General features: G+C 58.3%; 19 protein-coding genes. 9 read left to right on the forward strand and 10 right to left on the reverse strand.

The window, feature by feature from the left end; genetic code table 11:
• Window positions 1-102: 102 nt before the first annotated feature.
• A complete protein-coding gene (locus LJ738_RS08175; protein ID WP_227785839.1) occupies window positions 103-3,072 on the forward strand; it encodes a leucine--tRNA ligase in 2,970 nt (989 codons plus the stop codon).
• 312 nt (window positions 3,073-3,384) lie between these two features.
• A complete protein-coding gene (locus tag LJ738_RS08180; protein WP_317206790.1) occupies window positions 3,385-5,958 on the forward strand; it encodes a M14 family metallopeptidase in 2,574 nt (857 codons plus the stop codon).
• Window positions 5,959-6,151: 193 nt separating this feature from the next.
• Here LJ738_RS08180 and LJ738_RS08185 read toward each other — a convergent pair whose 3' ends face one another.
• Together LJ738_RS08185 and LJ738_RS08190 are read right to left on the reverse strand one after the other, a co-directional pair.
• Window positions 6,152-6,502, reverse strand: a complete 351-nt coding sequence (locus tag LJ738_RS08185) for an MmcQ/YjbR family DNA-binding protein (protein WP_068195286.1) — start codon at window positions 6,500-6,502, stop codon at window positions 6,152-6,154.
• A 10-nt stretch (window positions 6,503-6,512) separates the two neighbouring features.
• Window positions 6,513-6,686 (reverse strand): DUF6728 family protein, encoded by a 174-nt coding sequence (locus LJ738_RS08190; protein WP_199243456.1) that lies wholly within the window; start codon window positions 6,684-6,686, stop codon window positions 6,513-6,515.
• Between the two features lie 139 nt (window positions 6,687-6,825).
• Here LJ738_RS08190 and LJ738_RS08195 point away from each other — a divergent pair, with 139 nt between their 5' ends.
• On the forward strand, window positions 6,826-7,287 hold the full coding sequence (locus tag LJ738_RS08195; RefSeq protein ID WP_227785840.1) for a nuclear transport factor 2 family protein: 462 nt from the start codon (window positions 6,826-6,828) through the stop codon (window positions 7,285-7,287).
• Window positions 7,288-7,318: 31 nt separating this feature from the next.
• On the opposite strand, the gene LJ738_RS08200 is transcribed toward LJ738_RS08195, so the two are convergent.
• Together LJ738_RS08200 and ispG are read right to left on the reverse strand one after the other, a co-directional pair.
• Complete coding sequence (locus LJ738_RS08200) at window positions 7,319-7,765, reverse strand: WapI family immunity protein (protein WP_227785841.1); 447 nt, start codon at window positions 7,763-7,765, stop codon at window positions 7,319-7,321.
• Window positions 7,766-7,796: 31 nt separating this feature from the next.
• Entirely contained in the window at window positions 7,797-9,785 is a 1,989-nt protein-coding gene (gene ispG / locus LJ738_RS08205) for a (E)-4-hydroxy-3-methylbut-2-enyl-diphosphate synthase (protein WP_227785842.1), read from the reverse strand.
• A 284-nt stretch (window positions 9,786-10,069) separates the two neighbouring features.
• Here ispG and LJ738_RS08210 point away from each other — a divergent pair, with 284 nt between their 5' ends.
• Window positions 10,070-10,555, forward strand: a complete 486-nt coding sequence (locus tag LJ738_RS08210; protein ID WP_227785843.1) for a TlpA disulfide reductase family protein — start codon at window positions 10,070-10,072, stop codon at window positions 10,553-10,555.
• A gap of 37 nt (window positions 10,556-10,592) precedes the next feature.
• Window positions 10,593-11,201: a thioredoxin family protein gene (locus LJ738_RS08215; RefSeq protein ID WP_227785844.1), complete on the forward strand. Its 609-nt coding sequence runs from the start codon at window positions 10,593-10,595 to the stop codon at window positions 11,199-11,201.
• 216 nt (window positions 11,202-11,417) lie between these two features.
• Here the strand turns inward: LJ738_RS08215 and LJ738_RS08220 are convergent, their stop codons facing one another.
• The 3 genes from LJ738_RS08220 to LJ738_RS08230 form a co-directional block, all read right to left on the reverse strand.
• A complete protein-coding gene (locus LJ738_RS08220) occupies window positions 11,418-12,404 on the reverse strand; it encodes an NAD(P)H-quinone oxidoreductase (RefSeq protein WP_227785845.1) in 987 nt (328 codons plus the stop codon).
• 121 nt (window positions 12,405-12,525) lie between these two features.
• Window positions 12,526-13,035 (reverse strand): PAS domain-containing protein, encoded by a 510-nt coding sequence (locus LJ738_RS08225; RefSeq protein WP_227785846.1) that lies wholly within the window; start codon window positions 13,033-13,035, stop codon window positions 12,526-12,528.
• 72 nt (window positions 13,036-13,107) lie between these two features.
• Window positions 13,108-13,473, reverse strand: a complete 366-nt coding sequence (locus LJ738_RS08230; protein WP_227785847.1) for a hypothetical protein — start codon at window positions 13,471-13,473, stop codon at window positions 13,108-13,110.
• Between the two features lie 143 nt (window positions 13,474-13,616).
• On the opposite strand from LJ738_RS08230, the gene LJ738_RS08235 reads away from it, so the two are divergent.
• A complete protein-coding gene (locus tag LJ738_RS08235; RefSeq protein ID WP_227785848.1) occupies window positions 13,617-14,189 on the forward strand; it encodes a hypothetical protein in 573 nt (190 codons plus the stop codon).
• 126 nt (window positions 14,190-14,315) lie between these two features.
• Here LJ738_RS08235 and LJ738_RS08240 read toward each other — a convergent pair whose 3' ends face one another.
• Window positions 14,316-16,505 carry a glutamine synthetase III family protein gene (locus LJ738_RS08240; RefSeq protein ID WP_227785849.1) on the reverse strand — a complete coding sequence of 730 codons (2,190 nt, stop codon included), beginning with the start codon at window positions 16,503-16,505 and terminating at the stop codon, window positions 14,316-14,318.
• Window positions 16,506-16,753: 248 nt separating this feature from the next.
• Here LJ738_RS08240 and LJ738_RS21475 point away from each other — a divergent pair, with 248 nt between their 5' ends.
• Both LJ738_RS21475 and mtaB read left to right on the forward strand, forming a co-directional pair.
• On the forward strand, window positions 16,754-18,616 hold the full coding sequence (locus tag LJ738_RS21475; RefSeq protein WP_227785850.1) for an LTA synthase family protein: 1,863 nt from the start codon (window positions 16,754-16,756) through the stop codon (window positions 18,614-18,616).
• Window positions 18,617-18,729: 113 nt separating this feature from the next.
• Window positions 18,730-20,064: a tRNA (N(6)-L-threonylcarbamoyladenosine(37)-C(2))-methylthiotransferase MtaB gene (gene mtaB / locus LJ738_RS08250; protein WP_227785851.1), complete on the forward strand. Its 1,335-nt coding sequence runs from the start codon at window positions 18,730-18,732 to the stop codon at window positions 20,062-20,064.
• Here the strand turns inward: mtaB and LJ738_RS08255 are convergent.
• The gene (locus tag LJ738_RS08255) at window positions 20,061-20,867 is read right to left on the reverse strand and encodes a hypothetical protein (RefSeq protein ID WP_227785852.1); all 807 of its coding nucleotides are present in this window, start codon (window positions 20,865-20,867) and stop codon (window positions 20,061-20,063) included. The genes mtaB and LJ738_RS08255 overlap by 4 nt on opposite strands.
• A 149-nt stretch (window positions 20,868-21,016) precedes the next feature.
• A complete protein-coding gene (locus LJ738_RS08260; RefSeq protein ID WP_227785853.1) occupies window positions 21,017-22,255 on the reverse strand; it encodes an ABC transporter permease in 1,239 nt (412 codons plus the stop codon).
• Between the two features lie 216 nt (window positions 22,256-22,471).
• Between LJ738_RS08260 and LJ738_RS08265 the strand changes: the two genes are divergently transcribed.
• Window positions 22,472-23,749, forward strand: a complete 1,278-nt coding sequence (locus LJ738_RS08265; protein WP_227785854.1) for an asparagine synthetase B — start codon at window positions 22,472-22,474, stop codon at window positions 23,747-23,749.
• The last annotated feature ends 76 nt before the right edge of the window (window positions 23,750-23,825 follow it).

A 23,825-nucleotide genomic window follows, 5' to 3' on the forward strand; every position in this document is an offset into this window, starting at 1 on the left:
TTCTACTTGTTTTAGTTGGTCGACGACGTTCTGCCGACCTCCAACAAAGTTCGCCCTACTTTCTCTACGTCCTACCTTTGCCTCGAATAAACTCCGCGCAAAATGCCCGCATACCGTCCCGAAGAAATTGAAAAGAAGTGGCAGGCCCATTGGAAAGCCCATAGCACGTACAAGGCCGCCAACCACTCCGAAAAGCCCAAATACTACGTGCTCGACATGTTTCCTTACCCTTCCGGGGCGGGTTTGCACGTGGGCCATCCGTTGGGCTACATCGCCTCCGACATCGTGACGCGCTACAAGCGCCTGCAGGGCTTCAACGTGCTGCATCCCATGGGTTTCGACTCCTTCGGCCTGCCCGCCGAGCAGTACGCCATCCAGACGGGCCAGCACCCGGCGCTCACCACTGAGCAAAACATCGAAACCTACATTAAGCAGCTCAGCAGCCTGGGCTTCAGCTACGACTGGAGCCGCGAAGTGCGCACCTCCGACCCTGGCTATTACAAGTGGACGCAGTGGATTTTCCTCAAGCTGTTCAACTCCTGGTACAACCTCGATACGAACAAGGCCGAGCCGCTGACGGAACTCACCGCCCGCTTTGCCGAGCGCGGCAGCGAAGGCATCAACGCCGCCGGCGATGCCGACGAGCGCCAGGTGTTCAGCGCCGGGCAGTGGCAGCTCTTCACTGAGCAGCAGAAGCTGGCCGCCGTGCACCCCTACCGCCTTGCCTACCAGCAGGACACCTACGTGAACTGGTGCCCGGGCTTGGGCACGGTGCTCTCCAACGACGAAGTGAAAGACGGCCTCTCCGAGCGCGGCGGCTTCCCCGTTGAGCGCCGCCTCATGCCCCAGTGGAACCTGCGCATCACCGCCTACGCCGACCGCCTGCTCCAGGGCCTCGACACCATCGACTGGCCCGATGCGGTAAAGGAAATGCAGCGCAATTGGATTGGCAAAAGCATCGGCGCCGAAGTGACCTTCCAGGTACAAGGCCACGAAAACGCCCAAATCAAGGTCTACACCACGCGCGTGGACACCATCTACGGTGCCACCTTCCTGGTGCTGGCCCCTGAGCACGAGCTGGTAGACGAGCTGACCACGCCAGCCCAACGCGCCGCCGTGGACGAGTACATCGCCGCCACCAAGCGCCGCTCGGAGCGGGACCGGATGGCCGATACCAAAACCGTATCCGGCGTCTTCACTGGCGCTTACGGCCTAAACCCCGTGAACCAGGAGCCTGTGCAAATATGGTTGGCCGACTACGTGCTGGCCGGCTACGGCACCGGCGCCGTGATGGCCGTGCCCAGTGGCGACCAGCGCGACTACGTGTTTGCCAAGCACTTCGGCCTGCCCATTCCCGCCATTTCCGATGCGCAGCAGGGCCTCGATGAGCAAGCCGACCCCACCAAGGAAGGCCGCTACATCAACTCCGGCGTTATTAACGGCCTCACCTACAAAGAGGCCACCCAGAAGCTCATTGCCTACCTCGAAGAAAAGGGCTTGGGCCGGGGCAAGGTCAATTTCCGCTTGCGCGATTCTATTTTCGGCCGCCAGCGCTACTGGGGCGAGCCCATCCCGATTTACTACAAGGACGGCACCGCCTACGGCATCGCCGAAAGCGACCTGCCCCTGGTACTGCCCGAAATCAGCGAATACAAGCCCACCGAAACCGGCGAGCCGCCGCTGGGCCGCGCCCAAAACTGGCTCTACCGCGGTCAGTATCCTTACGAATTGAGCACCATGCCCGGTTGGGCTGGCTCGTCGTGGTATTACCTGCGCTACATGGACCCTACTAACGAAGTCCGCTTCGTAGGCGAAGGAGCCGAGCAATACTGGGGTACCGTAGACCTCTACATGGGCGGGGCCGAGCACGCCACCGGCCACTTGCTCTACGCCCGTTTCTGGTACCTGTTCCTGAAGGACCTGGGCCTCGTGAGCGGCAATGAGCCATTCCAGAAGCTGATTAACCAGGGCATGATTCTGGGCCGCTCAAACTTTGTGTACCGCATGAATTTGACTTTTTCCCAGCCCGACGCAACTGGACAATCGCAAAGCGTGAATGGCCCTTTAGTATTTGTTTCAAAAAGCATCTACGACCAATTCACCGCGGCCGAGAATCCATACGAACTGTTAAAGGACAAAAAAGGAATTGTTCGTGCTCGCCTGAGAGAAATTGTTGGCAAGCTTGCAGCACCAGTTGGTGAGGACGGTTCTGGCGCCAGTGCTCAATTTGGCAATCCGCTTTTTACTCCTCTTCACGCCGACGTGAACATCGTGGAGAATGATGTGCTCGATATCGAAGCCTTCAAAAAGTGGCGCGACGAGTACGAAAACGCTGAATTCATCCTAGAAGACAACGGCACCTACGTGTGCGGAGTCGAAATCGAGAAGATGTCGAAGTCGAAGTACAACGTGGTGAGCCCCGACGTGCTGATTGGCAAATACGGCGCCGATGCCCTGCGTCTCTACGAAATGTTCCTGGGCCCGCTGGAGCAATACAAGCCCTGGAATACCAACGGCATCAGCGGCGTGGCCACGTTCCTCAAGAAGCTCTGGCGCCTCTTCCATCCCGAAGACGGTGCGCTGGCCGTGACCGACGAGCCAGCCACGCCCGCCGAGCTGAAAGTTCTGCACCGGGCCATTCAGAAGGTACAGGAAGACATCGAGAAGTTCAGCTTCAACACCTCGGTGAGCATGTTCATGATTACCGTGAACGAGCTGACGGCCCTCAACTCGCACAAACGCGCCATTCTGGAGCCGCTGGTGGTTCTGCTCTCCCCGTATGCGCCGCACCTGGCCGAGGAGCTGTGGCAGGAATTGGGCCACGAGGCCGGCAGCATCAGCAGTGCCCGCTACCCCGAGTTCCGCCAGGAGTACCTGGTGGAAGACACCGTGACGTATCCAATTGCCATCAACGGCAAGGTGCGCGAGCAGCTGCAGTTTCCCGCCACGGCCACGGCCGCCGAGATTGAAACTGGCGTGCTGTCCACGGATTTCCTGGCCCGTTTCGGCGAAGGCAAATCGGCCAAGAAGGTGATTGTGGTGCCCGGCCGCATGGTTAACGTGGTGGTGTAATCACCCACATTAAATTGAGCTGAAAAAGCTCGCTGCATTGCGCAGCGGGCTTTTTTGCTTTTTAAGCTTGAGCCTCACCCTTTTGTCATGCTAACGCAGGAAGCATCTTATCACGGCTGAACGAATTGAGCTGACCTGATAAGATGCTTCGTGGGCTCAGCATGACAGACAAATGAAAGCGGTGCCCGAAAAAGCCATTGTAAACCCGTCGCTAATGCATCTTTGTGACGGGCAATTCTCGCGTTTTTTGCTCTGGTATATTCTGATAATTTTTCAATGGCTCCCAATCATTTACTTACTCCTCGGCCCTTGGTGGGCCGTACCATACGCAGTTGGAGCGTAGCGTTGCTCACGCTGTTGTCGCTGCCAAGCCAGGCCCAAACGGCCACCGACTCCGGCCCCCTGCTCACCCCCGACCAGTTCCTGGGCTATAAGCTGGGCACGCAGTTCACGCCCCACGCTCAGATTTTGCGCTACGTAGACCATGTGGTGGCCCACACGCCCAGCCGCATGAAGCTGGTGCGCTACGGCAGCACCTACGAGCATCGGCCGCTGGAAGTGGTGGAAATTGCCAGTGCCGACAATTTTGGCCGCCTCGAAGACGTGCGCCACAACAATCTCAAGCTCGCGGGGCTGGAAAAAGGCAACGGCCAGCGCCAGCAGCCCGCCGTGTGCTGGTTGAGCTACAACGTGCACGGCAACGAAGCCGTGTCGTCGGAAGCGGTGATGCAGGTGCTCTACGACCTGGCCAACCCGCAGGACCAGCAGATGCAGGACTGGCTCAAGAACACGGTCGTCATCGTGGACCCCTGCGTGAACCCCGACGGCCGCGACCGCTACGGCAACTGGTACAACCGCGTGCGCAACCAGTCGCCGAATGCCAATCCCGATTCCTGGGAGCACCACGAGCCCTGGCCCGGCGGCCGCTTCAACCACTACTACTTCGACCTGAACCGCGACTGGGCCTGGCAAACCCAGCAGGAAACCAAGCAGCGCATTGTGCTCTACAACCAGTGGCTCCCGGCCGTGCACGCCGACTTCCACGAAATGGGGCCCAACAACTCCTACTACTTTTCGCCAGCTGCCAAGCCTTACCACGCCGACATTACGCCCTGGCAGCGCAAGTTTCAGGACGTGCTGGGCGACTACAACAAGGTGGCGTTCGACAAGAACAACTGGCTGTATTTCACCCGCGAAACCTACGACCTGTTTGCGCCCACCTACGGCGATACCTGGCCCAGCTTCAACGGCGCCATCGGCATGACCTATGAGCAAGGCGGCGGAGGCCCGGCCGGCGTAGCCTATTCGCGGCTCGACGGCGACACCCTCACCCTGGGCCAGCGCATTGCCCACCACCACGCGGCCAGCCGTGCCACCATCCAGGCCACGGCCGAGCGGCACGATGACCTGTTGCGCGAGTTCCAGGCATACTTCGCCACGGCCCAGAGCAAGCCCCAGGGTCAGTACAAGAGCTACGTGCTGTCGGCCGCCGGCAACGACCCGGGCCAGCTCCGCTCCCTCACGCAGTATCTCGAGCGCAACCAAATCAGCTACGGGTATGCCTCGAAGCGCGCCAAAACCAAAGGCTACAACTACACCTCCGGCAAAACCGAAACCGTGCAGATTGAGCCGCGCGACGTGGTGGTGAGCATGTACCAGCCCAAGTCGACGCTGGTAAAGGTGCTGTTTGAGCCCCGCGCCCAGCTCGAAGACTCGCTCACCTACGACATCACTTCCTGGGCCCTGCCCTACGCCTTTGGCGTGAAAGCCTACGCCGTGGCCGGCCGTCTCGATGCTTCGGGCGCCGCTCCTAGCCCGGCCACCGTGCGCGGCAGCGCCGCCGCCAGCACCGACCGGCCCTACGCCTACCTGGCTCGCTGGAACAGCCTGCAGGACGTGCGCTTCCTGAGCCGCCTGCTGCAGCAAAAAGTGAAGGTGCGCTACGCGGAAAAAGAATTCGAATCGGAAGGCCAGAAGTACGCCCCCGGCACGCTGGTCATCACGCGCACCGGCAACGAGGCCATGGGCGCCCGCTTCGACCAAGTGGTGCGTGCCCAGGCCGACTCGGCCGGCACGGTGGTCACGGCTGTAAAATCGGGTTTTTCCACTTCTGGGCGCGACTTGGGTTCGGGCACGGTTCACTTTGTGAAGCAGCCCAATGTGGCCGTAGTAGCTGGCCCGGGCGTCGATGGCACGGCCTTCGGCGAGGTATGGCACTTCTTCGAGCAGCAATTGGGCTATCCGCTCACGGTGCTCGGCACCGACTACCTCAGCCGGGTGTCCTTGCAGAAGTACGATGTACTTATTCTGCCCAACGGCAGCTACACCGACGTGTACAACGACCGTAACATGGAAAACCTCAAGGCGTGGGTGCGTGACGGCGGCAAGCTCATCGCCATGGAAGGCGCCGCCAAAATGCTTTCCAACAAGAAAGACTTCCTGCTCAAGACCAAGGCCGTCGATTCGGTGGCCATCAAGAAAGACGAAAAAGCCAACCCCTACAAACTCCTGCGCCGCTACGGCAACTCCGAGCGCGAAGAAGCCGAAGAAGTGGTGCAGGGCAGCGTGTACCGCGTGCAGCTCGACAACACCCATCCGCTGGCCTTCGGCTACGGCGACACGTACTTCGCCCTGATTCGCAACCCGCTGAACTACCGCTTCCTGGGCAAGGGCGGCTGGAACGTGGGCGTCATTAAGAAAGACAGCTACTCATCGGGCTTCATCGGCACCAAAGCCCGCAAGGAGCTTTCCGACACGTTCGTAGTCGGCACCCAGGACTTGGGCCGCGGCGAAGTAGTGTATCTGGGCGACAACCCCTTGTTCCGGGCCTTCTGGCAGGGTGGCAAACTGCTCTTTGGCAATGCCGTTTTCCTGGTAGGCCAATAAGCCAGCTCAATAAATACGAAAAGCCCCGCCGGTTTCCCGGCGGGGCTTTTTTGTAAGCGAAAGTAGACCGTCATGCAGAGCGCAGCGAAGCATCTTATCACGTTCGAACCATTCGTTCAACGGTTATAAGATGCTTCGCTGCGCTCTGCATGACGTCCTTATTCTGTTTACTAACTCAGAACTTGCTACGCGGTTATTGGGCCAGCATTGCCCGGGTCGCTTTAGGCAGGGATGCAAGTACCAAGTCGTAAGAATGGTCAATTAGCTCGCGTAACTGGCGCTCTGGAATGCCGGTACCAATCAGCACGGTGTTCCAGTGCGTCTTACTCATGTGGTAGCCGGGCAGCACGTAATCGTGGGCTTCGCGCAGCTCAACGGCCCGCTCGGGGTCGCATTTGAGGTTGATGCTGCCGAATGTGTCAATGTCGGTCAGGGCAAACATTTTGCCGCCGACTTTGAACACGAGGGTTTCGGGGCCAAACGGGGTTCCGTCCGTCACGCCGGGCTTGGCAAGGCAGTAGTCGCGAAAGTCCTCAATATTCATCGCAAAGCTGTTACAGAACGTAGCGAAACAGCATCACCACCAGGCACACCAGAAACATCGCCAAGCTAAGCTTATTGATGAAGTGCATGGTCTTCAAGTTGAAGTTGCTCTTGCGATTAGGGTCGTTGCGGCGGAAATAATAACCGAGGACCGGACCAAAATTAAATAGGTTCTTACCGTTCATGGCACATGGTGTTTTGGTTCAGAAAGGTAACACCAAGCGCGGCAGAATGATTTAGAGCAACCGGATTAGTTGCGCCGTACTACGTTTGCAACTCCGTCAGCCTCACGGCGTCGTTCATTAAACTAACCCCCCGCTTCCCTTGAAACACTTTTTCGCATTGCTGCTATCAGCTGCTGCCACCAGCTCCGCTTTTGCCCAGAAAGCTTCGTCCGAAACTGCTGCCGTCAAGCAAACCGTAACGTCGTTTTTCGACGGCATGCGGCGCGGCGACAGCACCATGGTTCGCCGCACCTTGGCACCGGGCGTGGTTTTCCACGGCATCGGCGGAAAGCCCGGCCAGCCGTCCACTTTGGAAACGGAAAGCATCAACGGTTTCCTAAAGGCCGTAGGCACGCCCCACCCCGAAATCTGGGACGAGCGGGTACAATTCGAGCGGGTTCTCATCGACGCCAACCTGGCCAGCGTCTGGGCACCGTATGAGTTCTACCTGGGCAGCAAATTCAGCCACTGCGGCTACGATTCGTTTCAGCTGGTGAAGCTGGCCGATGGCTGGAAAATTGCGCACATCATCGATACGCGGCGCAAGGAGAAGTGTAAGTAAGGCTTTAATTAAAAGCATCCTTTCCCCCACTCTATCTCTTAGGAAATTTATTTAATTCACTAAGAAAAGCTCTTGATATTTTTTCCAAATCAGAATCATCAAAGCTGAAATCCAAAAAAACTTCTTCGTCTAATGCATTAGGTGGCCTGCATTCCAAATCGAAGTGCATTCGAATTATTTTCTTGGTTTCATCACTACTCACCAATTCCCAAGACAGATTTGGCTCAATAAACCCTAATTCGGTGTTTACACTTTGATTTTGCGATAAATCAGAAAACCACTTAGCTAGTAAGCCTAAGTCCCAGGTGGTAAGGCAAGGGTCGATGATGCTCCAATTTCCTATTTCGCTTTTTACTTCTAATGCGATATCTAGAAAATTAGCGTCCCAATTCCAATCCCCTCCTATCCCGGCTTGTGGAAACTGATAATTAACCGTTTGCAAAACAACAGAATGGTTTGAATCTGCAAAAACGACCATCTCAGTTTTACAAAGAGGTTATAATTACAATCTAAATACCCACCGGCTCCTCCACCACTTCCTTCTCAATCCAGCGGCCGTCCTCCCGCATTAGCTCAATTAGCTCATCCACGGCGGCTTCTTCGGGCACGGATTTCTTGATGACTTCCTGGCCGCGGTAGAGCGAGATTTTGCCCTTGCCCACGCCCACGTAGCCGTAGTCGGCGTCGGCCATTTCGCCGGGGCCGTTCACGATACAGCCCATGATGCCGATTTTTACGCCCTTGAGGTGGTCGGTGCGCTTGCGAATCATGGCCGTGGTTTCCTGTAGGTCGAAAAGGGTACGGCCGCAGCTGGGGCAGCTGATGTACTCAGTTTTGCTCATGCGGGTGCGGGCCGCCTGCAAGATGCCAAACGACAGCTGGTTGAGGCCATCGAGGGTATTGAGCCATTCCTGCTTCGGGCGCTCCGGCAGCAGCTCGGTGCTGAGTACTATGCCATCGCCCAGGCCATCGAGCAGCAGCCCACCCCCATCGGTAGCGGCGTAGAGCTGGGTTTCTTCCGGCGAAAGGGCCGGGTACTGGCGGTTGATAATGACCGGGCAGGTCACGCCGGCGTTCATCAGCTCGAAGAAGGCGCGCCGAATCTCCGGCATGGCGTGAGCATTCTCGGTGTAAAGAATGACCACGGCAGTGCTATCGGCCCGCAGCTGGTCGAGCGCGGGCGCAGTGAGTGAAGCCAGGCTCTGGAACACAAAGTTGAGCTCCGGGTGGCGCACGGCAGTCACATCATATTCGGCTTGCGTGAACACCGGGAAATGGTCGGCGCGGTGCCCGGCGTCCCGCCAGGCGGCGTAGTCTACGATTTCCTTTAGGCCGTTGGGCAACATGAATGGGGCGGGCCGCTGGCCGGTATAGATGTAGTCAGCGCCCAGGTCCGACATCTGAAACTTGTCGAGAAACGGCGAGTACAATTGCCCGGCCGCGCGCAAATCGGCATACTCCAGGTTGGGCAAACGAGACAAGTCGGTAATGACGCGGGGCACGTTCTGGCCACCCAGATTGGCCACCTCGTGCGTGATGCGGCGGAAGTACTGGAACGGATTTATCGGCTCCTCGCCTACCAGCGGGGCAATGGGTTGAGCTGCTGCCGCGCGGTGCGTATAACGGTCAATCAGCATTTTCGCTACCGGCGCTTCGGCTTCGGGCGCTTCGGTCAGGCTCACGCGCACGGTATCACCGAGGCCATCTTCCAGCAGCGTGCCGATGCCCACGGCCGACTTAATGCGGCCGTCTTCGGCCTCGCCGGCTTCGGTCACGCCCAGGTGCAATGGGTAAGGCTGCAGGCCTTCCTCATCCAGCTTTTGCACCAGCAGGCGGTAGGCTTGCACCATCACCTGGGTATTGCTGGCCTTCATGCTCAGCACCACGTCGAAGTAATTTTCTTCCTCGCAGAGGCGCAGAAATTCCAGCGCCGATTCCACCATGCCCAGCGGCGTGTCGCCGTACCGACTCAGGATGCGGTCCGACAGCGAGCCATGGTTGGTGCCAATGCGCATGGCCGTTCCATACTGTTTGCATATTTTCACCAGCGGCCGAAACCGCTCCCGGATGCGGTCTACCTCGGCCGCGTAGGTGGTATCGGTATACTCTATTTCCTCAAATTTCTTCTTGTCGGCGTAGTTGCCGGGGTTCACGCGCACTTTCTCCACGATGCGGGCGGCCAGCTCGGCGGCGTTGGGCGTGAAGTGAATATCGGCGATGAGCGGCACCGTGCAGCCGCGTTTGCGCAGCTCCTTCTTGATTTCGAGCAGGTTCTGGGCCTCCTTCATACTGGGAGCCGTGATGCGCACGTACTCGCACCCCGCCTCCACCATGCGCAACGTCTGCTCCACGGAGCCCAGCGTGTCCATGGTGTCCACAGTGGTCATGCTCTGCACCCGAATGGGGTAATTGCCGCCTAAGGGCAAGTCGCCAATGTTAACTACGCGCGCTACGCGGCGCTTGTATTCGGTCAGGCTGGGGCAATACGTTTTGTTCATAAACCAAAAACTATGGTCGGAAGGCGAAAGTTGCGCCGTAGCACAAAGGTAAAGCCGTCCGGCGCGGGCGCTACGCCTTCCGGGCCGCAACTTCACGTCATTGTTGGCTGTCTGTATTTGAGGATAGGCATCTTGTACAATTTTCTCAACTTCAGCTCAACGAAGCAGCTTGTCAGGTTCGCACGGGTCGTTGCAAAGCAGCAGCCTTACCTAGCAAGGGTAAAAACATACGTATTGCTGACTGATTAAATTCTCCTAACTAGTTATTCTTAATATTGATAAATATGGGCCCCACGAAAGTCATTCTACTAGGTCTCAGCCTGCTGTTAGCGGCGCCGAGCTTTGCCCAGCAGGTAGCCGTTATCAAGTTTCCTGAGCTGCAAAAGCGGCTCACGCGGCCCACCGATACCACCTACGTCATCAACTTCTGGGCTACGTGGTGCGCCCCGTGCGTGAAGGAACTGCCCAACTTTGAGCAACTCCGAACCACTTACGCAAACAAAAAGTTAAAAGTGCTGCTCGTGAGCCTGGACTACGCCTCGCAGCTGGATAAAAAAATCAAGCCTTTCGTTAAGCAGCGCAGCTTGAAATCAGAAGTGGTGATTCTCAACGAACCCGACCCTAATTCCTGGCTCGACAAAGTTGACCCCAAATGGTCAGGCGCCCTGCCATTCACGCTGATTGTCAACAACAAGACCAAAAAACGAGTTACATTCGAGAAAGAGCTTTCGGCCGTTGAGCTGAAGGCGGCCCTGCAGCCATTTTTGTAGCAGATTTCATTTTGTCACCCTTTATTTCATCCGCACCATGAAAAAAGCCATTCCTTTCCTCACCCTTTGCTTCGCCTTGCTGCTGAGCAGCTTCGTTTTTCGGCCTGTTTCCGAGGGGTACAAAGTGGGCGATAAAGCCGCTGATTTCAAACTAAAAAATGTAGACGGCAAAATGGTGTCATTAGCTGATAACAAGACCGCCAAAGGCTACATCGTGGTGTTCACGTGCAATACCTGCCCATTTGCGCAGGCCTACGAAAGCCGCATCGTCTCGCTGAACGAGAGATACGCGCCTCAAGGGTACCCCGTGGTGGCAATCAACCCGAATGACCCCGCCGTGGCGCCCGGTGACTCCTACGCCGCCATGCAAGCCAAGAAGTATTCCTTTCCCTACCTGCAGGACGAATCGCAGCAGGTAGCCAAGCTCTACGGGGCCACGCGCACCCCACACCTCTTCGTGCTCACGCGCAAAGGCGCCGACTTCGTCGTATCCTACATCGGGGCCATCGATGATAATTCCGAGGACCCGAAGCAGGTGAAAACCAAATATGTGGAGAATGCCATGGCCGATATTATGGCCGGCAAGCCTGCTTCTCCCAGCTCAACCAAAGCCGTTGGGTGCACTATAAAATGGAAACGGGCTTAGTGCGTTCTTGTCGCGCGGAGCTCCACTCCAGAGGAACCTCACCCCCGGCCCCTCTCCAAAAGAGAGGGGAGCCACGGCACCAGGGTTAGCTCAATTCCCAAAAGCAAAAGCCCCAGCTCAATATTGAGCTGGGGTTTTTTTATTAGTTCACGTCAGGCTCCCCTCTCTTTTGGAGAGGGGCCGGGGGTGAGGTTCCCCACACGTGAACACCTATAATTACTTAGTAACGCCAGCTCCCACTTCCAGCACAATTTTGCCAATGTGCGCACTGCTCTCCATCAATTGGTGTGCGGCAGCAGCCTCGGCTAGCGGGAAGGTTTTATAAATAACCGGCCGAACTTTTCCAGCTACCACCAAGGGCAAGACGTGCTTCTCGACTTCAGCCGCCAGCGCGGCTTTAAAATCAGCGGAGCGGGGGCGCAATGTGCTGCCGGTGATGTGCAAACGGCGGCGCATCACTTCCAGGGCGTTGAATTCGCCGGTGGCCCCTTTCATGGCATTGATGAAAACCAGTCGGCCGTCGTCTTTCAGCAGGCGCAGGTTTTTGGCAATGTAGTCGCCGCCAATCATGTCGAGTACCACGTCGACGCCCTGGGCTTGCAGCACTTGCTCAAAGTCCTCCGTTTTGTAATTGATAGCCCAATCGGCTCCCAGCTGGCGGCAGGCTTCGCACTTGGCTTCGTCGCCGGCCGTAATGGCCACCCGGCTGCCCATAGCTTTCGCTAATTGGATGGCAATGGTGCCAATACCACTGCTGCCGCCGTGCGCCAGCAGCGTTTCGTTGGGCTGGAGCTCGCCCCGCTGAAACACGTTGTGCCATACCGTGAACACGGTTTCGGGCAGCGCAGCGGCTTCAACCATGCTCAATCCGGTTGGCACGGGCAGGCAATGGCGGGCATCCACTACCGCGTATTCGGCGTAGCCTCCTGCCGGCAGCAGCGCGCACACGGCGTCGCCGGGCTGCCACCGCGCGGCACTTGCCCCGCATTGCTCCACGATGCCCGCTATTTCCAGGCCAGGCACTAGGCCTGTTACATCGCCACTGCCAGCGTATTTCCCTTGGCGCATGAGCACATCGGGGCGATTTACCCCAGCTGCCTGCACCTTGATAAGAACTTCGTGTGCGGCGGGCTGAGGCTTGGGCTGCTGGTGGAGTTGCAAAACCTCGGGGCCGCCGGGCTGCTGAATAATGATGGCATTCATGCGAATGAATAAAACAAGTCTGCACCAGCGAATAGCACTAATGCGTGGACTTGAAATAGGTACTAACGAAAAACGGCTCCGAAGAGCCGTTTTACTGTAAACCATAAATTGAGCTAACTATTTAGCGCTGGCTAAGCTGCTGCTTTAGGGCCTGCACTTCGCGCTCTAAATCCAGCGTTCGGAACGTAATTTTTGCTTCTAAATCCGAATACGCGGCTTCCAGCTGTTCGCGCATCTGGCGCTGCTCCTGGATATCGGTGCAGGTGCCAAACCAGGCTATAATCTGCCCATGGGTACCGCGCCGGGGCAGGGCCTGGCCGAGAAACCAGCGGTAAGAGCCGTCTTTGGCTTTAAAGCGGTACTCAATGTTGTAATCTTCGCCGGTGGCCAGGGAATGGCCCCACACCTGCCGCGCGCGGGCTTGGTCGTCGGGGTGCAGCAGGTTGTTCCACATGTCCGGCCCCACGCTATCGGCCAGGTCATAGCCGGTGAAATCAATCCAGCGCTGATTGAAGTAGATGTGGAAGCCGTTTGCATCGGTAATCCAAACCAGCGGCGGAATCACATCGGCCAAAAACGCAAACTGCTCGTGCCCTACCAAGCCGTTTTCGGCGGCCGCGGAGATTGCCAAAGCGGGCAATGGGTTACTAGAAGAAGAATTACTCACGAATGAATGGAGGATAAAAAGTCCAAAACAAAAGGGTTAGTCGAGGTCGAGCTGCATTTCCATCCCCGAAGCAAAATAGAGGTTGAGCTGGCTGCGCAGGCCATCGGCCGAGCGCCGCAGGCGGGTTACCAGCGCGCGAGTGGCCTCATTGGGCAGCTCGAAGCTGAGGTAGGGCCGGTTTAGTATCTCGTCGCGCATCACGGCCCAGTTGCCGGTGTGGCTGGGGCCGGGAGCCGGCGACTGCGCCTCCAACTGCCCGGGCGTGAGCACCAAGCGGGTGGCTTGCGCCAACGGGCTGCCCGGGTCGTTGCGATTGAGTACACGGTTGGCTACTTGCCATGCACCACTGAAATAATCGTCGGGCAGCTGTTGTAAATTTATATCAATTAGCAAATCAGACATACAAAGGAAAAAGGCAACAGGCCGGCCCACACCAGCTAAGCGCCAAGTGCAGGCCTTAGGCCAACTGTAGCGCTTAACCCTATTGCCGGCTGGCTCGTTCCTACCCCAACTTAATTATTGAGCAAATTGTTGGTCTCCACCGCATGAAAAAAAACCGCTTTTTCCCGGCCCTGATTGGGGCCGCCCGCGTCACCGGCCTGGCTGCCTGGCAAACGGGCCGCGTGTTCCGGCAGCTTGCCGCCCGCGCCCTAGATAGCGTGCAGGACGTGCTGCGGGCCGAAGTGGAGAAAGGCAACCTCAAGCTGGTGGCCGACTTCTTAGCCGATAAAGCGCTGCCCGCCACCCGGGCGCTGCTCGTGGAGCAAATGACGGTTCGCCTGCTCATGCGCCTGGGCCTGCGCGGCGCGCTGGCCTCCAACGTGGTAGGCTGGGTATTGCCTTTCGTCATCGAACGCTTGATTATCGCGGGCAACAAAAGCGGATTGTTCGACAAGCTCAAAGCCAATGCCACCGTGAGCGAATCGCTCGCCAAGCTGGACGAGCTGCGCCGGGCCACCTGGAAGATGCTGGTACCCGACCCCGGCACCAGCGCCGAAGTAGTGGATGAGAACGAAGACCTCCTCACGCCGCGACTGCCCCTGCTGCTGGCAGCGCCCGCAGCCAAGCCTAAATACCCAAAGGCCCCAGTTGCCCCAAAAACGGCCAAAAGCAAGTGATTTTGGCAACCCCGCAAACGTTTGCAGGCGCTTGCCAAAAAAAGGCACCTCACTGAGGTACCTCTTTCAAAACCGGGGCGCGGCGAGAATTCCCACCCAACACCGGACCCGATTCCGTCCCCTAGTCTACCGGCTGAACAAAAGTTCGCGATACTTCACCAGGGGCCAGTCCTCGTCGGCCACCATCTGCTCCAGTTTGTCAACGGCGCGGCGGATGGGGTCGAATTTCGGTTTTACATCATCGCAGTAGGCCACGGCCAAAGCCCGAGCATCTCCGATTTTGTTTGCTTGCTTACGTGCCTCCGTCATGGCGTCGGCATTGGTTTTAATAGTCGTTACGTAGTTGGAAATCGCCCTAATCATTTCCAAAGTTACTTGGCTGTGGGAATCATCAAGGCCAAGGTCGCGCAGGCCGCACACATTATTCACGAGCTTGGTCTGGTAAGACAGAGCCGTCGGGATTATGTGGTTGATTGCCAGGTCGCCAAGAACACGGCTTTCAATCTGAATTTTTTTCTGGTACTCCTCCAGCAAGATTTCGTGGCGGGCGTGCAGCTCAACTTGCGAGAAGATGCCGTGGCGGGCAAAAAGTTCCTCCGCATCCTCGCGCACCAGGGCATCAAGAGCCTGGGGCGTGGTGGCAATGTTGTTTAGGCCACGGCGGGCAGCTTCTTCCTTCCACTCGTCGGAGTAGCCGTTGCCCTCAAAACGGATGGCCTTGGAGCTGATAACGTACTCACGCAGCACTTCCACAATGGCCACTTCCTTCTTTTTGCCTTGGTCAATCAGCGCGTCTACCGACTGCTTGAAGTCGATGAGCTGGTCGGCTACGATGGTGTTGAGCACCGTCATGGCCGAAGAGCAGTTGGCCGACGAACCCACGGCGCGCAGCTCAAACTTGTTGCCGGTAAAGGCAAAAGGCGATGTGCGGTTGCGGTCGGTGTTGTCGAGGAGGATGGCCGGAATCTTGTCGATGCCGAGCTTCAGGTAGATGTTGTCGCCTTTGTCGAGCGGCAGCTTGGCCGTACGCTCCAACTCGTCGAGCACCGAATCCAGCATTGAGCCCACGAATACCGACACGATAGCCGGCGGGGCCTCGTTGGCCCCTAGGCGGTGGTCGTTGCTGGCCGAAGCAATGCTGGCGCGCAGCAAGTCGGCGTAGCGGTGCACGGCCTGAATGGTGGTGATGAAGAACGCCAGGAACTGCAGGTTCTCCTTGGGGCGGCGGCCCGGGGCGAGCAGGTTTACACCGGTGTCGGTGCTCATTGCCCAGTTGTTGTGCTTGCCGCTGCCGTTTACGCCAGCGTAAGGCTTCTCGTGCAGCAATACTTTGAAGTTGTGGCGCTCGGCCACGCGGTCCATCACGTCCATCAACAGTTGGTTGTGGTCGATGGCCAGGTTGGCATCCTCAAACGTCGGGGCGCACTCAAACTGGTTGGGGGCAACCTCGTTGTGGCGGGTACGCAGCGGAATGCCGAGCAGGTTAGCCTCTTCCTCGAACTCGAGCATGAAGCCGTGCACCCGGGCCGGAATCGAGCCAAAATAGTGGTCGTCGAGCTGCTGGCCCTTGGCCGGCGCGTGGCCAAACAAGGTCCGGCCGGTCATCACGAGGTCGGGGCGGGCGTCGTACAGCGCTTTGTCAACCAGGAAGTACTCCTGCTCGATGCCCAGCGTGGTATTTACGCGGCTCACGTCCTTGTCAAAGTAGTGGCACACTTCCAAAGCAGCCTTTTCCAGCACGGCCAGCGACTTCAGCAGCGGGGCTTTGTAGTCGAGCGCCTCTCCGGTGTAAGCGACAAAAATCGTGGGGATGCAAAGCGTCTTGGCGCCTACGGTTTCGATGATGAAAGCGGGCGAAGTGGGGTCCCAGGCGGTGTAGCCGCGGGCCTCAAACGTGTTGCGGATGCCGCCGTTGGGGAACGACGAGGCATCGGGCTCCTGCTGCACCAGCGCCGAGCCTTTGAAGTTTTCGATTGGCCGACCGTCGGAGTTGAGGTCGAAGAATGAGTCGTGCTTTTCGGCGGTTGAGCCGGTCAGCGGCTGAAACCAGTGGGTGTAGTGCGTAGCGCCCTTGGCCATGGCCCAGGTTTTCATGGCCGAAGCCACGGCATCGGCCACGTTACGTTCCACGGTAGCGCCTTGCTTGATGGCGCCTTGCAGCTTCTTGAAATAATCGCCGGGCATGGTAGCCCGCATGGCTTCCAGGTTAAACACGTTTTGCCCAAAGCTGTCGGAGCGACGCGCTGCGGCCGGAACCACCGTAATGGGACGGCGCTGGTTAACGAGTTCTAAAGCTTTAAAACGTAGGATGGCCATGTGTAGAAGAATCCGATTTAAACGAAATGTGACCTGTGCACTTGTAGTTATTGAGGCAAAGATAAATCATGAATCACTTTATCTCCACCCCTACCCAAAAATAATAGGCAATTTCTGAAGAAATCTTTCTTTTCACTGCATACCCCCCTTCAACTCCACCCCAGTTTTAGAATTATCTTCAAAAACAGCATATAGACGAGTTGGGCCAGCATTTTTCAGCCCACAGGGAAGGCCTGTATCTTTACGGCGTGAAAAACCGCTTTGCGTTTCAGCCACGCTACTTTATTTTCTGGCTGCTGTTTTTTGGCGTGGCCCGGGCCTTTTTTCTGGCCTATCACCATAGCGGCGCCGCAAAACTGCCTTTGAGCACCATATTGGGCACTTTTGGCTACGGCCTGCGGCTCGATGCCTCGGCGGCGGCGTATGTGTGCCTGCTGCCGTTTTTGCTCTTTGTGGTTAGCAGCTTGCTGCCGCGGCTGCCGTTTCGGGGGCTGGTAGCGGGGTATTCGGTTGCCATCGGCTCACTGTTGGCAGTTTTAATTACGGCCGACTTAGAACTGTACCGCACCTGGGGCTTCCGGCTCGACGATACCCCACTGCAGTACCTAAACTCCCCTACCGAAATGGCGGCATCGGCCGGCAGTGCGCCGCTGTTGCTCCTTTTGGGGCTGCTGGCCCTGCTGCTGCTGAGCGGCTGGGGCCTCTACAAGGTAGTGGTGGGCCGGCCCTCGCCCCTGCCGGCTTGGTTTGGGCGCGGGCGCGCGGCATTGGCCGGGCTGCTATACGCGGCGCTGCTGGTGGTGCCCCTGCGCGGCGGCACCCAACAGATTCCGGTGAATCAGAGTGACGTTTACTTTTCCCGCATCGCCTTTGCCAACCACGCCGCCATCAATGCGCCCTGGAATTTGATGAGCGCCCTCATTTTGCGGGCTGAGGAAGACAAGCCCAAAGCATTTATGCCCGACAGCACGGCCCGCCGCCTGGTGGCCGGCCTTTACCCGCGGGCCGTGGGCGCCCCCGTTTTGCCCGAGGCCACGGCGCCTTACCTCGCCGAGCCGCGCCCAAACGTGCTTTTCATCATCCTGGAGAGCTTTACGGCCAAGCTGGTGGGGAGCGTGGGCGGGGAGCGCGGCGTCACGCCGACCTTGGACAGCCTGGCCCGCACGGGCATCGTGTTTACGAATATCTACGCAGCTGGCGACCGCAGCCAAAAAGGCCTGGTGTCGCTGCTGTCGGGCTACCCGAACCAGCCCACGACGAGCATTATCAAGTTTCCGCGTAAAACCGAGCACCTGCCGCACCTGGCCCGTTCCCTGGCCCGGGTGGGCTACCACTCGCACTATTACTATGGAGGCGAACTGGCGTTTGCCAACATGAAAAGCTACCTGCAAACGGCCGGCTACGAGCATCTCACCGAGCGGGGGGACTTCAGCATGGCCGAGCAAAATTCCAAATGGGGCGCCCACGACGGCGTGCTCTTCCAGCGCCTGCTGGGCGACTTAAAGCAGCAGCCGCAGCCGTTTTTCGTCACGGCGTTCACCCTGAGCAGCCACGAGCCTTTTGAGGTGCCCATCAGCCCAAAGTTCCCCGGCACTACCGAAGAAGACCTGTTCCGCAACTCGGTTTATTACACTGACTCCGAGTTGGGCAAATTCCTGAAGGAAGCCCAAAAGCAGCCCTGGTACGCGCACACGCTGCTCGTCCTGGTAGCTGACCACGGCCACCAGCTCCCCGGCCACTCCGCCAACCAGAGCCCCGAAAAGTTTCACATTCCGCTGGTGCTGGCGGGTGGCGCGCTGCGGCCCGAAGCCCGCGGAAAAGTGGTTAGCACCATAGGGTCCCAGACCGATGTGGCAGCCACGCTGCTACGGCAGCTCAACCTGCCGGCTACCGCTTATGTGTGGAGCCGCGACCTGCTGGCGCCCCATCCCATCCCCTTTGCCTACTACTGTTTTAATAATGGGTTTGGCGCCGTGTCGCCGGCCGGGGTCGTCACGTTTGATAACGTGAGCCAAAAAGTGTGGGACCGCGACGTGCACGTACCCGAAGCCCAGATTAAGTTGGGCAAGGCCATGCAGCAGGTATCGCTCGAAGATTTCGCTCGTAAATAATTGGGCTACCGAGACTGTTTCTGTCGGAGCTGGACGCAGGCTTTTGGTAGCCCAACGGGCAATAGCAGCCGGGGCTGGCAGGTTGCTAGGCCCGGCCGTACCTTTGCGGCGCTATGCCTACCCCCCAATCCGTTGCTTTTTATACCCTCGGCTGCAAGCTGAACTTTTCCGAAACGTCGGCCATTGGCCGGCAGTTTGAAGAAAAAGGCTTTCAGAAACTCCCTTTTGAAGCCGGCGCCGACCTCTACGTTATTAATACCTGCTCCGTCACGGACCACGCCGACCGGAAGTGCCGCAAAGTGGTGCAGCAGGCCCTGAAGCACAATCCCAACGCTTTTGTGGCCATTGTGGGCTGCTACGCTCAGCTCAAGCCCCATGAAATTTCGGAGATACCCGGCGTAAGCGCTGTGCTTGGAGCGGCCGAGAAATTCCAGCTGGTGGATATTCTGGCTGATTTTAAGAAGCCGGAAGCCGGACAGCCGGGCCAGGTTCACGCCTCCCCCATTTCCGAAGCTACCGAATTCCACGCTGCGCACTCGTTTGGCGACCGCACCCGCACCTTTCTGAAGGTGCAGGACGGCTGCGATTATTCCTGCTCGTTCTGCACCATTCCGCTGGCCCGCGGCGGCAGTCGCTCGGGCAGTGTTGCCAGCGTGGTGGAGCGGGTAGAAAAGCTCGCCGAAACCGGGGTGAAGGAAATTGTGCTCACGGGCGTCAACCTCGGCGACTTCGGCCTGCAGGGCCCGGAGCGTGAGCGCCGCGAAGATTTTACGCAGCTGGTGAAGGCGCTGGATGAGGTGAGCGGCATTCGCCGCTTCCGCATTAGTAGCTGCGAGCCCAACTTGCTGACCGACGAAATTCTCGACACCGTCGCGACTTCCGAGCGCTTCATGCCGCACTTCCACATCCCGCTGCAAAGCGGGTCGGATAAGATATTGGGCCTGATGCGCCGGCGCTATCGGCGCGCGCTCTACGCCAGCCGGGTGGCACGCATCAAGGAGTTGATGCCCCACGCCTGTATTGGTGTGGATGTGATTGTGGGCTTTCCCGGCGAGACTGATGCCGACTTTCTCGACACGTACAATTTCCTGAACGAGCTGCCCATCAGCTACCTGCACGTTTTCCCTTATTCGGAGCGGCCCGATACGCTGGCCCCAACCCTGCCCGGCCGGGTGCAGGACCGGGTGCGGCACGAGCGCACCACGCAGCTCCGCAGCTTATCTGAAAAGAAAAAGCGGTTCTTCTACGAGCAGCACCTTGGGCTGGAAACCATCGTGCTGTTTGAGGACGACGTAACCGATGGCCGCATGGAAGGCTTCACACCCAACTATATCCGAGTGGCAGTGAAATACGACCCGCTGCTGGTGGGAGAAATGAAGACCTTGCGCCTGTCGGGCGTGAATGCGCTGGGCCTCATGGAAGCCGAAGAAGTAGGCATCCTGGCTTAAACCATGGCCTGACGGGCCATGGCCAGCATTTCGCGCAGCATTTGCTGCTGCTCCAGCAGGTGCTGGTTTCGCATTTCGGCCATGGCCAACTGGTGCTGCAGGTGCTGGGCGTGCAAAGCAGCCGTTATGTACTGTTCGGGGACCACACTTACCGGTGCCGGGGAAACAGCAGCTGTGGGTTGCTCCACAATTGGCGCAACAGTTACGGGAGCAGCCGGGGCGATTTGCGGTTGAGGAACTGGAGCTGCCTGAGGCACGGGGGCTGCGGCTGCTTCGCTCATGGCCGGGGCTTGAGGAGCTTCCGGCGCAACTGGAATTTCGGGAGTAGCAGTTATAGGTTCCACGGGTGTCGCGGCGGGCGTTGGAGCAGTGGTGCGCACGGGTTGAGTGGCTGCCGCAGCTAAGGCCAAAGTAGCGGCAATTTCGGCGGGCTGGAGGCGCGAGCCTGCAATGCTGGGGCTGGGTCGGCGGTGCGGCGGCACCTCGATTTCGGATAAATCAAACGGCTCAAGCGGCAGCTCGGGCGCGGGAGCTGACGGGGCCGTGGCAGTTTTGGGGCCAGGCCCGCTGCTTACCAGCATGGGGCCGCGGCCGAGCAGCAACCAGTCTCTTGATACATTTGGGTATACCTCGAAAACCTTGCACAGCAGGTCATAACCAGGTTTATTGCGCCCATCGATGAGGTGCTGCACCACGCTTGCCGTCTTGCCCAACGATATGGCAAAAGAGTTTTTTGTTAGCCCAAACTGCTGAATGAGTTGAGCAAAGCGCTGGTCAATAGGGACGGCAACGGGGGCAACCATGGTATTTGCACAAATGAGTACTTGCACAAATGTATAGCAGCAGACTTATTTACCGTGCTGTACCTAGAGTAAAAAAGAAAAAGCCGCTCGACTCCAAGTCAAGCGGCCTTTTCGAATAAGTATAAAGCGAATACCTAGTTTCTCCTGCGCTACTCGTAGCGCAGCGAATCGATGGGGTCCAGTGCGGCGGCTTTGCTAGCGGGGTAGTAGCCCGAAGCCAGCCCCACTCCTACGCAAATCACCAGCCCAATCATCATCCACATCCAGGGAATCAGAAACGAGCCCGAGCCCACGAACTTGGCAACCCCGTTGCCGCCGAGCACGCCGAGGAGAATGCCAAACGTGCCGCCAAGCAGGCAAATTACAATGGCCTCAATCAGGAACTGCTGGCGAATCTGAACCGCCGTTGCGCCCAGCGCTTTGCGGATGCCGATTTCGCGAGTGCGCTCCGTTACCGAAACCAGCATGATGTTCATGAGGGCAATGCTGGCCCCGAGCAGCGTGATAAAGGCCATGATGCTGCCCCCGGCCCGCACTTTGCCCGAAATGGCTTCGAGGTCCGACGCCAGCGACTCGCTGCTTTCAACCACGAAGCTGTCTTCCTGGCCCAACTTGTCGTGGCGCACGGCGCGCATCACACCGGTGGCCTGGCCGATGAGAAAGTTGAGCGTGCCTTGCTGGTCGGTGGCGGTTTTGATGTCGTAGGTCAGGGCGCGCTGGCGGGGCAACTGGTTGCCGGTTTCGAGGGGCACCAGAGCCAGGCGGTCGGCGCCGCCACCGCCCATGCTGCTGCCGCTTTTCTCGAGCAGCCCTACTATGAGAAAGCGGCGGCCCAGGGCCGACACATACTTGCCCACCGGGGTTTGCTTGGGAAACAGCTTCGACCGGATTTCCTGGCCCACAATCAGCACGTTGGCCCCGCTGTTCAGCTCCGATTGCGAGAAGATGCGGCCCTCAGCCAGGTTATAGCCCTGAATTTTCAGGTAGTTTTCGTCGCCGGCCACCACTTGCATGTTGGGGTTGGTCTTGGTGCCGTTGGCCTTCATCTCCACGGCTCCGGCAATGAAGGCCGAGACGCCAACTTGGGCGTCGTCGCCCATGGCTGACTTGTATTGCTTGGCTTCCAGAAAGCTCACGGGCTGGTACTGCTTGGCCTGCACGCCGCCGCGCCGGCCCCGGTTGCTGTAGCCCTTGGCGTGGATTTCGAAGGAGTTGGCCCCCAGGCTGGCGAAGGTTTCCGACAACGAGTTTTTCATCGCGTCGATGCCGGTGAGAATGCCCACCAGCGCAAACAGCCCGATGCTCAGAATAAGCGCGGTGAGTATCGTGCGAAGCAAATTGGCACGAATGGAGCGGAAGGCTTCGCGAACGTTTTCAAAGGGATTCATGGGCTGGATTGCTATTCGAAGGACAGCAAAGCTAACTTTAATGTGGAGGCTGGTTGAGCTGAAAGTCAGTCCAACTAACGATATTAATTCTGACGACGCAGTTGGTGTTCCGACTCACAGCTGGAGTTGCTGCCCAAAGTTCGGCGACCGGCGCTTAACTTGAACCACCGGCGCTGCAACCTCGTTGATTCGATGCGTCTCTTACTCCTAAAAACTATGCTGTTCAAGCGTCTTCTGCTCTTTCTGCTCTTGGCCGTGGCCGGCATGGCTGCCCCTTTGGCAGCGCGTGCCAACCACGTGTTCATTCCGATGGACAACACCCAAAAGGAGTGCCTCAAAGCGTACGGCGTGGCCTTCTGGCTGCTCCAGCGCGAGGTACCCGTCGACTGGCTGCTCAACTACCGCGGAGGCTCGTTCGCCTTCGAAACCTCCAGCGCCGCCGAAAACGAGCTAGCTGTGCGCGGCGTCACGTTCCAGGTAATCAGCGAAGCCCAGTACACCGGCATCCTGCAGGAAATCGCCGACCCCAACGCCAACATGGACGTGATGAAGCTGGAGAAGGTGCCCAAAATCGCGGTGTATACCCCCAAGGGCAAGCAGCCCTGGGACGACGCCGTGACCATGGTGCTTACCTACGCCGAAATCCCCTACACCCAGATTTACGACGACGAAGTGCTGGCCGGGCAGCTGCCCAAGTACGACTGGCTCCACTTGCACCACGAGGACTTCACCGGCGAATACGGCAAGTTCTACGCCTCCTACCGCAACTACCCCTGGTACCAGCAGCAGCAGCGCGACGCCGAAGCCACCGCCAAGCGCAACGGCTTTGCCAAAGTGAGCGTGATGAAAGGCACGGTGGCCACCAAAATGCAAGAGTTCATTGCGGGCGGCGGCTTTTTGTTTGCCATGTGCTCGGCCACCGACAGCTACGACATTGCCCTGGCGGGCCTGGGCGTAGATATGGTGGAAAGCATGTACGACGGCGACCCCGCCGACCCCAACGCGCAATCCAAGCTGAATTTCAACCGCTGCCTAGCCTTCCAGAACTTCCAGCTGGTACGCAACCCCTTCGAGTACGAATACTCCAACATTGACATGCAGCCCGGCGAGCGGGGCCTGGGCGAACAGAACGACTACTTCTCGCTCTTCACCTTCTCGGCCAAGTACGACCCGGTGCCCACCATGCTCTGCCAGAACCACGAAAAGACCATCCACGGCTTTATGGGCCAAACCACGGCCTTCCGCAAAAGCCTCATCAAGTCGGATGTGGTGATAATGGGCGACACCAAGCAAACGGGCGAGGCGCGCTACCTCCACGGCACGCTCGGTAAGGGCACCTGGACCTTTTATGGCGGCCACGACCCGGAAGATTACCAGCACCTCGTGGGCGAAGAACCCACCGATTTGTCGCTGCACCCCAACTCCCCCGGCTACCGGCTGATATTGAACAACATCCTGTTTCCGGCGGCTAAGAAGAAGAAGCAGAAAACCTAAGCCCCAGCGGTACCGCGCTTCACTAGCCTCTGGCCGCAGCTTAGCTCAACCCACAGAATTCAGCCCAATTTCCAAA

The organism is Hymenobacter plasmatis, assembly GCF_020711255.1.
GTDB lineage: Bacteria > Bacteroidota > Bacteroidia > Cytophagales > Hymenobacteraceae > Hymenobacter.

Excerpts from the sequence above, each read along its gene's own strand:
- LJ738_RS08215 (WP_227785844.1), top strand. The coding sequence starts at position 10,593 with ATGAAAAAAGCCATTCCTTTCCTCACCCTTTGCTTCGCCTTGCTGCTG.
- LJ738_RS08235 (WP_227785848.1), top strand. The coding sequence starts at position 13,617 with ATGAAAAAAAACCGCTTTTTCCCGGCCCTGATTGGGGCCGCCCGCGTC.
- LJ738_RS08240 (WP_227785849.1), bottom strand. The coding sequence starts at position 16,505 with ATGGCCATCCTACGTTTTAAAGCTTTAGAACTCGTTAACCAGCGCCGT.
- LJ738_RS08260 (WP_227785853.1), bottom strand. The coding sequence starts at position 22,255 with ATGAATCCCTTTGAAAACGTTCGCGAAGCCTTCCGCTCCATTCGTGCC.
- LJ738_RS08185 (WP_068195286.1), bottom strand. The coding sequence starts at position 6,502 with ATGAATATTGAGGACTTTCGCGACTACTGCCTTGCCAAGCCCGGCGTG.
- LJ738_RS08200 (WP_227785841.1), bottom strand. The coding sequence starts at position 7,765 with ATGGTCGTTTTTGCAGATTCAAACCATTCTGTTGTTTTGCAAACGGTT.
- LJ738_RS08190 (WP_199243456.1), bottom strand. The coding sequence starts at position 6,686 with ATGAACGGTAAGAACCTATTTAATTTTGGTCCGGTCCTCGGTTATTAT.
- LJ738_RS08210 (WP_227785843.1), top strand. The coding sequence starts at position 10,070 with ATGGGCCCCACGAAAGTCATTCTACTAGGTCTCAGCCTGCTGTTAGCG.
- LJ738_RS08220 (WP_227785845.1), bottom strand. The coding sequence starts at position 12,404 with ATGAATGCCATCATTATTCAGCAGCCCGGCGGCCCCGAGGTTTTGCAA.
- LJ738_RS08175 (WP_227785839.1), top strand. The coding sequence starts at position 103 with ATGCCCGCATACCGTCCCGAAGAAATTGAAAAGAAGTGGCAGGCCCAT.
- LJ738_RS08230 (WP_227785847.1), bottom strand. The coding sequence starts at position 13,473 with ATGTCTGATTTGCTAATTGATATAAATTTACAACAGCTGCCCGACGAT.
- ispG (WP_227785842.1), bottom strand. The coding sequence starts at position 9,785 with ATGAACAAAACGTATTGCCCCAGCCTGACCGAATACAAGCGCCGCGTA.
- LJ738_RS08265 (WP_227785854.1), top strand. The coding sequence starts at position 22,472 with ATGCTGTTCAAGCGTCTTCTGCTCTTTCTGCTCTTGGCCGTGGCCGGC.
- LJ738_RS08255 (WP_227785852.1), bottom strand. The coding sequence starts at position 20,867 with ATGGTTGCCCCCGTTGCCGTCCCTATTGACCAGCGCTTTGCTCAACTC.
- mtaB (WP_227785851.1), top strand. The coding sequence starts at position 18,730 with ATGCCTACCCCCCAATCCGTTGCTTTTTATACCCTCGGCTGCAAGCTG.